Below are 15,809 nucleotides of genomic sequence, written 5' to 3'. Positions count from 1 at the left end.
TACAATGATGACAGAAATGAGGTGTGCATCATGTTTGGGAAGAAAAATTTAGTGGAGTTCATAGATGATTTTTCACAGGATGAACAATACAAAGACAATATTGCTTTTTGGCATACCATCGATGAAAAAAAAGCTACGTATTCACCCTTTCCAACTGAATTAAATGAAAAGTTAAAGTCTGCCCTTGAAAAAAGAGGGATTGAAGCTCTATACAGCCACCAGGCCGAAGCTTATAAATATATAAGAAATAATAAGAATATTGTGGCGGTCACTCCTACTGCTTCAGGGAAAACATTGTGTTATAACTTACCGATTCTCCAATCGATTCTTGAGAATGCAGATACAAGAGCTCTTTATTTATTTCCGACAAAAGCATTGAGCTATGATCAAAAATCTGAATTAGAGGAACTGATTGATGCTGCAGATGCAGATATTAACAGCTATACGTATGATGGTGATACACCGACTAGTATCAGGCAAAAAATCCGCAAAGCAGGCCATATCGTAATGACAAATCCGGACATGTTACATTCCGGAATATTACCCCATCATACGAAATGGGTCAGTTTATTTGAAAATCTGAAGTATATTGTTATTGACGAGCTTCATACGTACAAGGGAGTATTTGGAAGTCATACGGCTAATGTGATCAGAAGGTTAAAGCGAATTTGCCGTTTTTACGGAAGTGATCCGATTTTTATTTGTACGTCTGCAACGATTGCCAATCCGAAGGAACTTGCAGAACAATTAACGGAATCTAAAATGATCTTAATTGAGCGGAATGGTGCACCAGCAGGCAAAAAGCATTTTGTGTTTTATAATCCGCCAATCGTCAATAAACCTTTAAATATCCGCAGAAGCTCCATATTAGAGGTCAGAAAGATAGCTAGCACTCTTTTAAGGAATAAAATCCAAACAATTGTTTTTGCGCGCAGCCGTGTCCGTGTTGAAATATTGGTTACGTACTTACAGGAATTAATTTCGAAACAATTGGGACCGAAGGCGATTACGGGTTATCGCGGGGGATATTTGCCGACACAAAGGAGGCAAATTGAAAAGGGATTGCGAGATGGATCAATCTATGGGGTTGTCAGCACGAATGCACTTGAACTGGGCGTGGATATAGGACAGCTCCAGGCATGCATTATGACGGGGTACCCAGGCTCGATAGCCAGTGCCTGGCAGCAAGCAGGCAGGGCAGGAAGGCGTCACGGCGAGGCGTTGATTATCATGGTTGCGAGCTCCAGTCCATTAGATCAATTTGTCATCCAACATCCTGATTACTTCTTTAATAAAAGTCCGGAAACAGCGAGAATTAATCCTGATAATCTGGTAATCCTTGTTGATCATCTAAAATGTGCAGCTTTTGAAATCCCGTTTAAAGAAGGGGAGGAATTTGGCGCTGCAGAGGTTACAGAAATTCTGGAATATTTGGCAGAGGAGCATGTATTGCACAAAAATAAAGATACATGGCATTGGATGAATGATGCTTTCCCAGCACATGAAATCAGTCTTAGATCTGCTTCGCAGGAGAATGTGGTCATTATAGACCGAACTAATCCAAAAGTGCAGGTTATCGGAGAAACGGACCGATTCTCAGCTATGACTCTTCTACATGATGAAGCCATTTACTTACATCAAGGAATCCAATATCAGGTAGAGTATTTGGATTGGGAAGAAAAGAAGGCATATGTACGCGAGGTCAATGTGGATTACTATACGGATGCAAATCTTGCAGTTCAGGTAGATGTGCTGGAAATTGACCGAACAAACGTTAATCCGAAAAGTGAAACTACATTTGGAGATGTTTCTGTTCGAGCTATGGCAACCATCTTCAAGAAAATCAGATTTGACTCACATGAAAATATTGGTTCGGGACCAATCCATTTACCAGAAGAAGAAATTCATACGAATGCATGTATGCTCTCTCTAAAGGAAGGGAGTGTCGATTGGAAGGAAGAGCGGCTCGAGGAAGGGCTAATGGGTGCTGCTCACGCTCTGCGAGGCATCATTCCAGTCTATGTGCTGTGTGATCCGGGGGATATTCATGTTTACCCTCAAGTAAAGGCAACACATAACGAGCTTCCGACCATTTTTATTTACGATCATTATCCGGGAGGAATTGGTTTAAGCAAGCATATGTACGAAAACAGTGAACAAATTATTCAGGAGACGATTCAGGCAATTAGAGTCTGTCCATGTGAAAATGGCTGCCCATCCTGTGTCGGAATGGAAGGCACTGGCTCGTCTTTAAAGGAGGATTCCATTAAAGTGTTATCCATTCTTGGAAACCGAATGGCCGGTGACAAATTACATGTCCATTAAAAATAAACTAAACCGGATGAAAAAGCATTTGAATACAAATGTTGGCGAAGGCTCAAAAAAACGTATGGAAGTATGCTCTGAACCTGAACCCGATACACCTATTAAAAATGTTGTCATCCCTTTCTTTGAGCAATGGAGCGAATTCGGGGCCTTTCCTGTTATTTACGAGAATGAATATTGCCTAATCAGGGAGGTCAGCTATCCACTTAATTATCAGCATGGAAAGTATACATTTGATATGCTTCCACAAATTGTGAAGATTTGGAATGAGAGCGACCTAAAGCACCCTCTTTCCGCCAAAGGATTTGAAGCAAATCAAATGTTTTTCTTCGATACAGAAACAACCGGGTTAGGTGGCGGAGCAGGGACTTCCATCTTTTTGCTTGGATATGCTTTTTTGGAGGATGAGCATATCAAGGTCAGACAACATTTTCTCCCTAGACCAGGGTTTGAAATTCCGTTTTATAAGACCTTTTTAGAAAAAGTGAATTATGAGACGTTGGTCACCTATAATGGAAAAGCATTTGACTGGCCGCAAGTAGTTACGCAGCATACTCTTTTGCGTCAGCACTTGCCAAAATTACCGGATTTCGGTCATTTCGATTTATATCATGCTTCTAGAAGACTGTGGAAAAATAAATTGGATCGAGTAAAACTATCAGTTGTTGAAAAAGAGGTACTTGGTTTCGAGAGAAAGGATGACGTACCGGGATACCTGGCCCCTATCATTTATTTTGATTATGTTGATAGGCAGAATCCTGAAGCTGTCTTTAAAATAATGAAACACAATGAATGGGACATTTTATCTTTAATCACATTGTACATTCATTTGTCTGCCCTTTTATTAAACGATAAAACATTGGAGCATGAGGACTCATTTGAACTGGCAAGGTGGTTTTCTTATTTAAAGGATCGGGAGCGTGCTATAGGTTCCTTTGAGAAAGGAATTACTGAATCCAAGCATGATGAAGAACGCTTGAAGGTACTCTTTCATTTGGCAAACGAATATAAAAAAAGTAAAAATGAAGAAGCGGCAGTAAAGCTTTGGGAAGAGGCGAGCAATGCACAGACGCCAGTAATTGTTTGCTGTTCCCTGATTGAGCTGGCAAAATATTTTGAACATAAGAAAAAGGATTATGCTAAAGCTCTGAAATATTCAAAAAAAGCTTTGGTGAAAATTAGAGAATATTCATTTCATAAGCATGGTATTCATGAGAAATCAACCCTTCACCGCATCTCCCGTCTGGAGCGGAAACTTGATAATGAAAAAATTGGAATAAAAGAAAACTAAATAATGGTTGTTATGTTTGTGCATCCCATGTAAATTAATGTTATACACCTTTGTTAATTTGCAGAAGGAAGTGAACATAAATCGGATGTATAAGGTTGTCTTTTATTTATTCTTTGTTGTTATTGGGTTATCGATGGTAATTTTTAATTCTATTTAATTATAATGTAGCAGTTCTGATGCTGAAACATTTTTTTATAAACGGAAAATAGGTGATTGCCTTAGTACAGTCTTATCCACCTTTTCATAGTCTATTTATGTAAGCTATATAGATAATGAAAGGAGAGACGCGTATGTTCGGTCGTCGTCATCATCAACATCATTGTGGTCCTATTCAAGTACCAGGGTGTAACAAAGTGCAGGTGTGCCCACCGGTTTGCCACCAGCCGATTCAATTTGTTAAGGAAAATTGCTATACACATATAGTACCGCATGTGCATCCAGTTCAAACTCTTGAAGTGAATAAGCATGTGTATCAACATCAACATCATTTCCCACATTCTTTCCAAAGTGCCAATAGTGTTCATAGTCAATCTAATCAATTTGGTACACCAACTCCCCCGCGACCTGGTTGCTCAGGTAGTGGCAGTGGCTATGGCTTTTAAAAGTAAGAGGCGTAAAGCCTCTTCTTTTATTATTTAATGTATAATGTAATAAATGGATGTGAACTTATATGGGAAAAGTCGTATTCGTAACAGGATATAAGGCCCACGAGCTTGGTATTTTTGATCAAAATCACGAGGGTATAAAATACATAAAAAAAGCACTGCTGAGTCGCCTGTTAACTCTTCTCGAGGAAGGAATGGAATGGGTAATCATTACAGGGCAGCCCGGAGTGGAGCTATGGGCTGCACAGGTGGTCTTTGATTTGCAGGAAGAGTATCCAGATCTTAAGCTCGGTGTTTTATTACCCTATTTAAATCAGGAAGAGAATTGGAAAGAACCGGTTAAAGAACTGTATGAAGAAATAATGCTTCAGGCAGACTATGTGGAGGCTATTTCGAAGAAGCCATATGAAGGACCATGGCAGTTAAAGCTGAAGAACCAATTTATTGTCGATAAAAGCGATGAAATGTTAATATTGTACGATGATGAAAAGGACGGAAGCCCTAAATATAGTTGGTTTGAAGGTAAAAAGAAACAGAATAAACAGGATTATCCTATCATTCAAATAACATTTTGGGACCTGCAAAGTTTAATTGATGAGGCACAATGGGAAGATTATTAAGAGGGAAATTGACAAACAGCACTTTTTTTGAAAAAATATTATATATTAGTCGTATGAATTTGAGGTGAATAAAATGCTCTCAGATAAAACAAAGTTGACCGCAAAGGATATCTTAGAGAAAGAATTTAAAACGGGTGTCAGAGGATACAAACAAGAAGATGTTGATCAATTCCTGGATTTAGTTATAAAGGATTATGAGGTTTTTCATCAGGAAATTGAATCACTTCAGCAAGAGAATATGAAGCTGAAAAAACAATTGGAAGAACAGCCGAAAAGAACTGTACAACCAGTTCAGCAAGCAACAGGTACCACCAATTTCGATATTTTAAAACGCTTATCCAACTTAGAAAAGCATGTGTTTGGAAGTAAGCTTTACGAATAAAATATCTTCCAAATGATAACAGTTGTTTTATAGTTGAAATGAGGGTATAATGAATTTTGCATGTGATAACGTCTGGGTAATCGCTGCAATGCAAATTGTAGAGGAAAGTCCATGCTCGCACAGGCTGAGATGCCTGTAGTGTTCGTGCCTAGCCCAATAAGCTAGGGCAGTCTGTTTCAGGCTGACGGCTGGGAAAGTGCCTAAGTTCTTTTAGAATATGGCACCGGTACCTATAAAAGTGCCACAGTGACGGAGCCTTTTTGGAAACAAAAAGGGTGGAACGAGGTAAACCCCGCGAGCGAGAAACCCAAATTTGGTAGGGGCGCCTTTCCCAAGGAAATGAACGAGGGGAAAGGGCAGACTCGTAGGAGTCTGAAGATAGATGATTACCACCGGAGTACGAGACATTCCAGTCGATTGCAGTACGAAGGAACAGAACATGGCTTACAGGACGTTATCTTGGAAATGTATTACCTGAATAAAACTACTTCCACTAAGGGAAGAATGAAAGGCTGCCGATTAGATCGGCAGCCTGTTTTAATGCGGTACTTTATGACAATCATTATGCTTCAGGTAAAGCTTGACTCAAATTATTACTATGTATTTGTCTGGATGTTTCTTTGATATTTTTCTTTATAAAAAAGGCTGAAATATACAAGAGAAGTTCCGACCGCAATAACCAGGCCGATATAAACGGACATCATCATCGGAGCGGCAAAAGCGCCTATTATGATGGTTGATCTTGCAATTAAGTCGGCGCCATTATAGGATATATTACTAAAAGCAGAATAAGAACCTCTTTTATCCTCAGGAATCATATTTGCCTGTTCAGTATTATAAACAGGTGAATACATCAATTCGCCAATCGTGGCAATAAACCCAAATAATAAGAGCATATACCAGCTATTGGCTGATGTAACAAATGTATACCCTACACCATAAATAAGCAGGCCAATGATTAACACACGTTTATTTGAAAAACGATTCGTAATATTGGAAACAATAAACGTTAAAAGGACGACTAATAACATATTTTCTATATTCATCAAACTTAACATTTGGACACCGCCAATTTGGTATCCGAATACGTTAACGACTTCAAAGGATTCTGATAATCGAACCCCAATATAACTATTTAGTGAGAATTCAGCGGAAAGGATAAACATGAATCCAAGTACGAGTTTTACAAAGCGAGTATCCTGAAGGGCAATTTTATAGTTATGAAGTAAATCAATCAGAAAGTTTTTATGTGATTGCTTTAACTGACGGACCGTACCTTCAATCAGCCAAATTTTATAAGCAATGGCAATGAAGGTGGATGTACACGTTAAGATGATAAATAATTCAAGTTGATGATTACTGTATAAAAGTCCTCCCATTGCTGCCCCAATGGCCATGGATAAATTAATGAGCCAATAATCAAGAGCATAAACAAATTTTCTTGTCTCTTTTGTAGTAGAATCCATAATAATTGCACTCATGCTTGGCCTTCCAAGACTACTTGAAATCATATATCCAACATAGCAAATTGCAAATAGCCAAACCCAGTCATTCTCAGGGATTAAGGTCAAAGTCATCATCAAAAACATGAAGGCACTTGTAGAGGAAGTCATTAATAAAATTTTCTTCCTTTTGAAACGGTCTGATAGATATCCTCCCAGCAGGTTAGCAACGAATGTAATAAGGACGGTAAAAATCAAGAAGACACCTGCCCAGATTTTGTTCAATTCATGAGCAAAATACAAAGCCATAAATGGCATCACAGAGCTTGATGCCATTCTGTTAAAAAAAGATGTGCCTAACCGTACTTTAATATTTTGTGGCAAATTCTTCAATTTCATATTGTTTTACCCCCTTTGTATCGATTATATTAAACTAGACTGATGCTTCTGAAAATAGACAATTAATTGATAAATGTCTACTTTTATGGTGAAAAGGGGTAGATGATGGAACCTAAACTACTGACTCTTTGGCAGCATATTCAAACGGGATATGTAAGACAGGCAGAGATAGCGGATTTACTCGAACTTAGTCCAAAGCAAACCTCCAGATATATGCAAAGATGGCATGAGGAGGGGTGGTTTAGATTGCAGCCAGGAAAAGGACGGGGACATTCAACTAAGATAGAGTGGGTCAAAAATGTGGAATCCATATATGAAAAAGAAATGGAATATATAATCAATCATGAATCAATTGAAAAAAGTGCAAAATGGCTAACTCTGCATTGGTCCTCTGAATGCAAACTACGTCTGATGAGACTCTTTCAAACTAAGCTTGGATTTAATGATGAGGGAAAGGATAAACTCATCATTCCTAGAAAGGATCCATTTTTGTCCTTTCATCCTCTTGAAGCTCTCGATATACATAGCGCTAACTTAGTTTCTAATATTTACAATCGCTTGATTTACCTGACTGAAGATAATGAAATATGGCCTGAGCTTGCTCATAGCTGGGAAAGCTCGAATCGCTTGTTAAGACTTTACATAAGAAAAGGAGTCAAATTTCATGATGGTTCCTACCTTTCAGCAGATGATGTTGTAAGGTGCTTGGAATCTTTGCGTGATCATCCAATTCACAGGGATATATGGTTTATTGTCCAAAGAATTCATTCCCCCGCACAGTATGTGGTAGAAATTAACTTGAAACAAAAGTGCAGCTATATATTGCATCTCTTAAGCACCATAAACTCAAGTATATATAAAGTAAACAATGGAAAATTAATTGGAACGGGCAGCTTTTATCTGGAAAAAAATGATGAAACAAAAACAATTCTTCGTGCGTTTGAAGACTATTACAAGGAAAGAGCTCTGCTCGATTGTATAGAATTTGTTCAGATGCCGATGGGGTTTGAGACTATTTATCGATCCTCTGTAAAAGAGGATGATATCGAAACATATAAGGTTGAGAGTGATTCAGGGTTTGGTATTGTGATTATGAATGCGTACCGCAATTCAGATATAAATAAGCAGGAAGTAAGAGATTATATCCAATATGTTATCAGTGCAAGGAGAAATGAAATTAATCAATTGGATCCAAAAATTATACCGAATCAAAGTGGTATTTTGCGCTCTCCATCTGACCCATACATAGTGGATCAAGTTCCATTTATAGAGGTATCCAAACCACTTGTTCTACAGACTACTCCATATACAGAAAAGCTTATCTTTTGGTTAAAGGGGATTTTGGAAACCGCAGGTATTCCTGTTAAATTAAAAGAGATCACGTTTGAAGAAAGTCTGCAAAATGGATATACAGATCATGGTACAGATTTTTTTATCCATGGAGAAGTATTTGAAATGAATCATAGCTTATCTTTTTTTCATTTTTTATTGTTGAGTTCCTCTCCGCTTGCCCAAGTCCTAGGAGATAAAGGAGAGCGATTCGAGATATTAAACCAGTATGCTAATACTCCTTTTGAAAAGTGGAGTGAGCTTCATGAACAAATGGAACGAAGATTAATGAAATCTGCTTTAATATTGCCGTTATACTATTCCAAACGAAGTGTACTGTTTTCAGATGATATTATGAATATTAGCATTAAGAATTTTGGCTATGCAGATTTTTCGAAGCTATGGATGAAACCAACCACAATTTAATGCGGTAATATAGACGAGAAATGCTGATTTGGTTTGCATTCAAAATGTATGAGTTGTATGATAAAAGACGCGAACGACTTAATTTAATGGAAAAGTAATATGATTAGATAGGGTGAAACAATGAAGATTACATTAATAGCTACAGCAGCAATGGGTCTTGAGGCGATTGTCGCACAGGAAGTACGTGACCTTGGGTATGAATGTACAGTCGAGAATGGACGAGTACTGTTTCAGGGAGACGAGCTTGCCATTGCCAGAGCCAATATGTGGCTTAGAACAGCAGACCGGGTGAAAATTCTTGTAGGCGAATTTAAGGCCTATACATTTGATGAATTATTTGAAGGTACAAAAAAACTTCCTTGGGAGAATTATTTGGATGTCACGGCTGAATTTCCTGTATCAGGTAAATCGGTCAAATCTAAATTATTCAGTGTTCCAGATTGCCAGGCGATTGCGAAGAAGGCCATAGTGGACCGCTTGAAAAAAGCATATAAAAAAGATGGATGGTTAGATGAAAATGGACCATTATATCGTGTAGAAGTATCGCTTTTAAAAGATAAAGCCACATTAACGATTGATACAACCGGCCCTCAGGCCCTTCATAAACGTGGATACAGAACAGGGCAGGGTGAAGCGCCATTAAAAGAAACCCTTGCAGCAGCATTAGTGAAGCTGACGAATTGGACTCCGGACCGTCCATTTGTTGATCCATTCTGCGGATCGGGTACGATTGCGATAGAAGCTGCGTTAATCGGCCAAAATATTGCGCCTGGATTTAATCGTGATTTTATTTCCGAAGACTGGCCTATTATTGATTCTTCTATTTGGGATAAAGTCAGAGAGGAAGCAGAAGAACTGGCCAATTATGATCAGGAATTAGACATTTCGGGGTTTGATATTGACCATAAGATGATTGAAATCGCAAAAGAAAATGCTATGGAAGCAGGACTTGGGGATTTAATTAACTTTAAACAAATGCAGGTCCGTGATTTTACAACGACCAAGGAATATGGCGTAATTGTTGGGAATCCTCCATATGGTGAACGCCTCAGCGACCGTCCTTCCGTTGAGAAAATGTATAAAGAGATGGGGGAAGCACTCCGTCCATTTGAAACTTGGTCTGTTTATATGCTGACTTCTGATGAAAACTTTGAGCAGTTTTATGGCAAACCGGCCACTAAAAAACGAAAGCTGTTTAATGGTTTTATCCGTACGGATTACTATCAGTATTGGGGAAAGAGACCGCCGAGAAAAGGTTGATATAACGTCATTTCCAGAGATATTAAATAACCTGATTTTACGTTTACCACATTATAGATTGACGATTCTTATAGAGTCGTCTTTTTTTTGTCTTTCTCATCTTTTTTGTGTAGGAGCTGATTATTTTATGTGGTCAAAAATATAATTGGTACATGCCTAATTGGTCTATTTTGCGGCGTCTTGCTATACAAATAATCATAGTCACTACTTCTCTTCTATTTGAAAGGAGTTGATTCTAATGCTTTGGACTATCGCTGTAGTATTAATCATCATTGCTTGTTTGATTTACATTTTTTAGTTTCGTTTACTTCTTGGAAAAAGAAAAGCCCAGATATGAGGACTTACTTCTTGCCTTGTAATACAAAGCCTTAGAGACGCAATTAGTGACTTCATAAAATAAAGGAGGCAAAGGAAATAAGTTAGTCTTGAGGGCAGAAATAAGCACCCTTTAGGGATTTATTTTGTGTATACCATATTTCTATAGCTTTATCTGTCCTAATTAATTTTTTATCCAGCCTGTTTATGGTTTTTATATGCGAAAAAGTAATCAGGTAAAAATATCTGAAATAGTACTCGTAAGTGATCAAGAAATTCATGTGTTATCAAACACGCCACGAAAAAACGAAAGGTATTCAAGGATTTTATTTGTACAGATTTATTTTCAATATTGGGGAAAGATGCCGCGGAAAAAACACAAAGGGAATTTGAAGACAATCAGCAATAAAAGTAAACGCTAACCCCAAGGGTTGGCATTTTTTATTTAGTTTGAAATGGTGGAATACTAGGTAATTAGACTTTTTCAGGACTGGTAGGAAAAGTACGCATATTCGTATATAAAACTATCTACCTAGTATACTTAATATGGTAAAATATTCAGTATACTTTAAGGAGAAGGGGGATCTATATGACAAACCTATTAGAAAAAGAGTTTTTAGACTATATACATACCATGGATGCATTCAGAGAAGCATCTGCACTGATTGGATGGGACATGCGCACTGGGGCTCCAAAGAAAACGATTGATAAGAGAAGTCAAGTGCTATCCATCTTATCGAAAGAACATTTTGAAATGGCAACCGGAACTAAAATGGAACGATACATAGAAGAGTTATCAAAGCCTGAACTGAAGGAGCAGTTGGATTCAAATACAATTGTCATTGTTGAGGAATGTAAAAAAGAATACGAGAAGATGAGTAAAATCCCCGCAAATGAGTATAAGGAGTATGTTGAACTACAGTCCAAGGCTGAAAGTATATGGGAAACGGCAAAAGAAACATCTGATTTTTCGTTGTTTATGCCATATTTGGAACAATTAATTGATGTGAATAAGAAATTTTTATCCTATTGGGGAAAAGCTGATCATCCTTATGATGGATTACTCGATTTGTATGAACCGGGTATGACAGTTGAGATATTGGATGATGTATTTGCCAGGCTAAGAGAAGAAATTGTACCGCTTGTGAAAAAGATTGGTGAATCGAATAAGAATCTAGAAACGAACTTTATATATAAGTCATTTAGTGAAGAAGCACAGAAAAAATTATGTATGGAATTGATTCAGGAATTAGGTTATGACCTGGAAGCGGGACGTCTGGATAATACAGTCCATCCGTTTGCTACAGCTTTAAACGCAAATGATGTGAGGATTACAACGAAATATGTTGAGGAAGATTTCCGTGTTGCTCTATTTGGTACCATACACGAATGCGGACATGCCGTATATGAACAAAATATTAATAAAGAATTAGAAGGAACACCTTTATGTACCGGTACATCAATGGGTATCCATGAATCTCAGTCCTTATTCTTTGAAAACTTTATCAGCCGTAATCTTAGCTACTGGAAACATAATTTTGATAAATTAAAAGCTGTCTCGCCTGAACAATTTGATAATATTGACCTCGATACGTTCTATAAGGCTATTAATGAATCAAAGCCTTCCTTAATTCGGATTGAGGCTGACGAACTCACGTATCCTTTGCATATTATGATTCGGTATGAATTAGAAAAGGGATTGTTTAATGGAGATCTAAAAGTAGCTGATTTGCCGAAGCATTGGAATGATAAGTATGAAGAGTACTTGGGAATCCGGCCTGAAAATGATGGTGAAGGAGTTTTACAGGATGTCCATTGGGCAGGTGGCATGTTTGGGTATTTCCCATCCTATGCACTCGGATATATGTATGCAGCTCAATTCAAAGCTGCAATGCTGAAGGATATTCCGAACTTCGATGAAACTATTGAAAATGGAGACTATAACAAAATTACTGGATGGTTAACGAAGCATGTCCATCAGTATGGAAAGTTGAAATTGCCTTTAGAGATTATAAAGGATGCTACGGGAGAAGGATTAAATCCACAGTATTTGATAACGTATTTAAAAGAAAAATATACTGCACTGTATGATTTATAAACAATAAAAAGGTGTTCGTTAAGTAGAAGTTTAGATGCTTGACGGCGCCTTTATTTATTGCTGAGGAAAGGTTTTGGCTTGTTCACTTGCTGTGGAGAATGGATGACAGGGGAAGAAAGAGGCTGATTATGACGGTTGGAACGGATGAATTAGTTTAGCTCAATCCTTAAATAAATCGCTCAAAGGCTATTTTTAAAGCTCAATTAGGCTCAAAACTGCTCAATTATTTTCCCGTTCGCGCAATTAATTCTGATGATGCTCATATAATTAAGAATTCGCTCATTTAAGTTGAAAATCGCACATATATGATGGAATTCGCTCATATACTTCATTTTTCGCTCAATAATGGTTAGCTAATCAGGTATCTCTTAGATTAGGTAGAATAATTGATACTTTAAAGCGTACACCAATATATGAAAATACAATTTTATAAACAAATAAACTCTCAAATATCAAAATAATTAAAATAACAGATGCAGAGAACATATTTGTCATCCGCATCTGCTATAGTTTTTTGTCATAGCACCTTTACCAGAGCTTAAATCCTTTTGACCCAGGTGGTGCATTTTGGATCATGTCTACAAATGGCAGGGTATAGGCGAGAATGATTAAAACTGCTGTAATACCAATCCATAGCTTCCAATTTTCAAGGATGAAAGGTGTTTTTTCAGCCTTTTCTGATACTTCACCAATCGGAAACTCTTCATCACCTTTAGGGGCAAAGAAAGCTAGATTAACGAAGATAACTAAAATCAAAATGATACCAATGAAGAGGATGGAGCCTCCAACGGCCTGAGCGATTTGATATGGAATCCATTCAGCAGCCTGAGCGGAACCGCCATATGTGGAGTAGGATGATCTTCTTGGTGCACCCAGCAGACCTGCAAAATGCATGGCGCCAGACATAAAGGTCATTCCAACTGCCCATGTCATAGCTTGGATGATGGCTAATTTATTCATTTTTTTAGTAAGCTTACGGCCGGTTAAATGTGGAACCAACCAATACATGGCACCAAAGTAAGTTAAGACAACAGAGGTAGCAAGTGTTAGATGGAAATGTCCTGTTACCCAAATCGTATTATGTACAACCTGGTTCAATTGGTTGGAAGCATTGACAATTCCTCCTGCACCAGCAGGGATAAAAGCAACCATTCCGATAAAAGGAACCGTAAAGCGCGCATCACCCCAAGGAAGGGCTTTAAACCATCCAAAGATTCCTTTATAGCCTTTTGCACGTCCTGCACTTTCAAAAGTGGCGAACATGGAGAAAGCTGTCATTAAGGATGGAATGATGACCAGGAAAGTTAAAATAACCTGTAAAAATTTCCATGCAGGATCAATCCCAGGCTCCGTTAATTGATGGTGGAAGCCAACAGGTACAGAAAACAGTAAGAATAAAATAAACGATAATCTCGCCAATGAATCAGAGAATATTTTTCCGCCAATTACTTTCGGAATGACGACATACCAAACCATATAAGCCGGCAATAACCAGAAATATACGAGCGGATGTCCAAAATACCAGAATAACGTACGGCTAATAAGAACATTAATAGAATCAACCCATCCAAGTGACCATGGAATAATCTGTACCAACACAGTAGCCGCGACACCAAGGGTAGCTGTAAACCATAATACATTATTGATAATGACCATGAATGATAATAAAGGTCCAACTTTACCCTTATTTTGTTTTCTCCAGTTAATATAAGCTGCAACCATAGCTCCGCCGTCCAGCCAGCTTCCCACTACAACAAATACCAGCCCGAAATAAAAAATTGGATGAGCCTGTAATGGTGCGTAAAAAGTATAAAGAACGGATGCTTCATTAAGTAGAATCATTGTAGCTGACATAGCTGTACCGATGGTCATCATCCAGAAACCAATCCAACCAACCGTTCTTGCCTTTTTAGATAGAGTTCCGCTTGTTTTGCTGATTGCTGCAAATTGAAAGCCCATTATAAAAAATGTAGTCAGTATAAGTCCAAGTAAAACACCGTGAACAGTAAGAACTTGATAATATGTAATTCCGGCAGGCAGTGTGTATTTTCCTGATCGGACAAGAACCTGTAAAAGGCCAGCGAATCCTCCAAGAGCCAGTGCGATAAATGCCACATAGAAGTGGGCCATAGCGAGCTTACCATCAGCTCTGTTTACTTTAAGATCAGTTTGATTCCTATTCATTAGTCAACCACCTCGATTTTAGACGTCATCATGGTATGGCCCGTACCACAATATTCATTACATAAAATTAAATATTCACCGGTTTTATCGAATGTCTTTGTATATTCATTCACATAGCCAGGCTCAATCATCATATTGACATTCGTTCCTGCCACTTCAAATCCATGAACAACATCCGTTGAGGTAGCCATGAATTTTACAGTTGCACCTTTAGGAATTTGAACTTCACCTGGGTCAAATTTAAACGCGGAAACAACGAATACTAATTCGTAATCCCATTCTTTCCCTTCAACTTTATGTAAACCCGGTTTATCAAAAGGTTTAGTTTCTGTTACTTTTTCTGGATCAATCGTCACCAGGCAGCTTGCCGGTTGGTTTCCATCATAAAATGCACTGACCCCTAATACAGTTAAAAATACAAAAAGTGCTGTTACCCCTAATATAAGCCATATCTTTTCAAATTTATGGATATGCATGACCGATAATCTCTCCCTTCTTCTACAGACGATCTAAAAATAAAAAGTAAACGCTTGCCCATACAATTAAAATGAATGCCCCAAGTGTTAAGACAGAAATCAATGTTCCGGAAAGATTAGTTTCTTCGTTCTTCTTAACCTTGACGGGTACGTTTAATTTAGTTTTTGCCACGTTTTTCTCCCCTCTCGAAAATAATGGAAATGTGCTTTGAGTATATTCTACTAGATAATATTGGAAATGGATGATGGTTATTTCATTTTCACAAATCGTTCACCAATAAGGTTATTACTGTATTAATAGTGTAAAATTGATATAACAAGCGTTTTATGGGTAGGATGAATGAAATAAATATGGCTGAATTGTGAAAAACAGTTTCTTTATAGAAGATTCGTCTTTTATTTGGACACAAATATTGGACAATATAAAAGTAGTTTTTGACGAAAAAACACTTTGCAAACGAGTATTTTGTTGATATAATTCTCAACATACTAATTACATACGCACTCATATAATAGCAGGGATATGGCCTGCGAGTTTCTACCAGATTACCAGTGTGGTTCGCCACCGAAATAATCTGACTATGAGTGGGAAACAAGCGCCCGAGTTAATAATGCGCTGTTCATATTTGTCCGGATATAAAGGACCTATGAATTGTT

Annotated in this window: 12 protein-coding genes, 1 other RNA gene and 1 riboswitch; of the genes, 9 read left to right on the top strand and 4 right to left on the bottom strand. The window is 37.8% G+C overall.

Going from position 1 to position 15,809, the window contains the following annotated elements; translation table 11 throughout:
• The first annotated feature begins 30 nt into the window (after window positions 1-30).
• From F7984_RS11280 to rnpB, 6 genes are all read left to right on the top strand, one after another.
• Window positions 31-2,325, top strand: coding sequence for a DEAD/DEAH box helicase (locus F7984_RS11280; RefSeq protein ID WP_066107342.1), 2,295 nt, complete (start codon window positions 31-33; stop codon window positions 2,323-2,325).
• Complete coding sequence (locus tag F7984_RS11275; protein WP_066107339.1) at window positions 2,315-3,616, top strand: ribonuclease H-like domain-containing protein; 1,302 nt, start codon at window positions 2,315-2,317, stop codon at window positions 3,614-3,616. The genes F7984_RS11280 and F7984_RS11275 overlap by 11 nt, the downstream gene beginning before the upstream one ends.
• Window positions 3,617-3,969: 353 nt before the next feature.
• Window positions 3,970-4,218 (top strand): CotD family spore coat protein, encoded by a 249-nt coding sequence (locus F7984_RS11270; protein ID WP_175354304.1) that lies wholly within the window; start codon window positions 3,970-3,972, stop codon window positions 4,216-4,218.
• Window positions 4,219-4,286: 68 nt separating this feature from the next.
• Window positions 4,287-4,841, top strand: coding sequence for an SLOG family protein (locus tag F7984_RS11265; protein ID WP_140461586.1), 555 nt, complete (start codon window positions 4,287-4,289; stop codon window positions 4,839-4,841).
• A gap of 73 nt (window positions 4,842-4,914) precedes the next feature.
• Window positions 4,915-5,223, top strand: coding sequence for a cell division regulator GpsB (gene gpsB, locus F7984_RS11260; RefSeq protein WP_066107334.1), 309 nt, complete (start codon window positions 4,915-4,917; stop codon window positions 5,221-5,223).
• A gap of 68 nt (window positions 5,224-5,291) precedes the next feature.
• Window positions 5,292-5,675: RNase P RNA component class B (rnpB, locus tag F7984_RS11255), an RNA gene on the top strand.
• Window positions 5,676-5,819: 144 nt separating this feature from the next.
• Here rnpB and F7984_RS11250 read toward each other — a convergent pair.
• Window positions 5,820-7,064: an MDR family MFS transporter gene (locus F7984_RS11250; RefSeq protein ID WP_066107331.1), complete on the bottom strand. Its 1,245-nt coding sequence runs from the start codon at window positions 7,062-7,064 to the stop codon at window positions 5,820-5,822.
• A gap of 102 nt (window positions 7,065-7,166) precedes the next feature.
• Between F7984_RS11250 and F7984_RS11245 the strand changes: the two genes are divergently transcribed.
• The 3 genes from F7984_RS11245 (at window position 7,167) to F7984_RS11235 (ending at window position 12,492) form a co-directional block, all read left to right on the top strand.
• Complete coding sequence (locus F7984_RS11245; protein ID WP_140461585.1) at window positions 7,167-8,819, top strand: ABC transporter substrate-binding protein; 1,653 nt, start codon at window positions 7,167-7,169, stop codon at window positions 8,817-8,819.
• A 120-nt stretch (window positions 8,820-8,939) separates the two neighbouring features.
• The gene (locus F7984_RS11240) at window positions 8,940-10,079 is read left to right on the top strand and encodes a THUMP domain-containing class I SAM-dependent RNA methyltransferase (RefSeq protein ID WP_066107325.1); all 1,140 of its coding nucleotides are present in this window, start codon (window positions 8,940-8,942) and stop codon (window positions 10,077-10,079) included.
• Window positions 10,080-10,983: 904 nt separating this feature from the next.
• Window positions 10,984-12,492, top strand: coding sequence for a carboxypeptidase M32 (locus tag F7984_RS11235; protein ID WP_066107322.1), 1,509 nt, complete (start codon window positions 10,984-10,986; stop codon window positions 12,490-12,492).
• A gap of 528 nt (window positions 12,493-13,020) precedes the next feature.
• On the opposite strand, the gene F7984_RS11230 is transcribed toward F7984_RS11235, so the two are convergent.
• Genes F7984_RS11230 through F7984_RS11220 form a run of 3 tightly spaced genes read right to left on the bottom strand, consistent with a single transcriptional unit; the run spans window position 13,021 to window position 15,324 of the window.
• Entirely contained in the window at window positions 13,021-14,676 is a 1,656-nt protein-coding gene (locus F7984_RS11230) for a b(o/a)3-type cytochrome-c oxidase subunit 1 (RefSeq protein ID WP_066107318.1), read from the bottom strand.
• A complete protein-coding gene (locus tag F7984_RS11225) occupies window positions 14,676-15,152 on the bottom strand; it encodes a cytochrome c oxidase subunit II (protein WP_066107315.1) in 477 nt (158 codons plus the stop codon). Before F7984_RS11225 ends, F7984_RS11230 begins: the two co-directional genes overlap by 1 nt.
• A 22-nt stretch (window positions 15,153-15,174) precedes the next feature.
• Complete coding sequence (locus F7984_RS11220) at window positions 15,175-15,324, bottom strand: cytochrome c oxidase subunit 2A (protein WP_066107311.1); 150 nt, start codon at window positions 15,322-15,324, stop codon at window positions 15,175-15,177.
• A 313-nt stretch (window positions 15,325-15,637) separates the two neighbouring features.
• Window positions 15,638-15,754: riboswitch (purine riboswitch) on the top strand.
• Window positions 15,755-15,809 lie beyond the last annotated feature (55 nt).

The organism is Pradoshia sp. D12 (assembly GCF_008935075.1).
Classification (GTDB): Bacteria; Bacillota; Bacilli; order Bacillales; family Pradoshiaceae; genus Pradoshia.
Note: the sequence above shows the minus strand (reverse complement) of the source record. Positions and strands in the feature narration are given on the sequence as shown.

Coding starts and splice junctions, on each gene's coding strand:
- F7984_RS11280 (WP_066107342.1), top strand. CDS start 31: ATGTTTGGGAAGAAAAATTTAGTGGAGTTCATAGATGATTTTTCACAG.
- F7984_RS11275 (WP_066107339.1), top strand. CDS start 2,315: ATGTCCATTAAAAATAAACTAAACCGGATGAAAAAGCATTTGAATACA.
- F7984_RS11265 (WP_140461586.1), top strand. CDS start 4,287: ATGGGAAAAGTCGTATTCGTAACAGGATATAAGGCCCACGAGCTTGGT.
- gpsB (WP_066107334.1), top strand. CDS start 4,915: ATGCTCTCAGATAAAACAAAGTTGACCGCAAAGGATATCTTAGAGAAA.
- F7984_RS11250 (WP_066107331.1), bottom strand. CDS start 7,064: ATGAAATTGAAGAATTTGCCACAAAATATTAAAGTACGGTTAGGCACA.
- F7984_RS11245 (WP_140461585.1), top strand. CDS start 7,167: ATGATGGAACCTAAACTACTGACTCTTTGGCAGCATATTCAAACGGGA.
- F7984_RS11240 (WP_066107325.1), top strand. CDS start 8,940: ATGAAGATTACATTAATAGCTACAGCAGCAATGGGTCTTGAGGCGATT.
- F7984_RS11235 (WP_066107322.1), top strand. CDS start 10,984: ATGACAAACCTATTAGAAAAAGAGTTTTTAGACTATATACATACCATG.
- F7984_RS11230 (WP_066107318.1), bottom strand. CDS start 14,676: ATGAATAGGAATCAAACTGATCTTAAAGTAAACAGAGCTGATGGTAAG.
- F7984_RS11225 (WP_066107315.1), bottom strand. CDS start 15,152: ATGCATATCCATAAATTTGAAAAGATATGGCTTATATTAGGGGTAACA.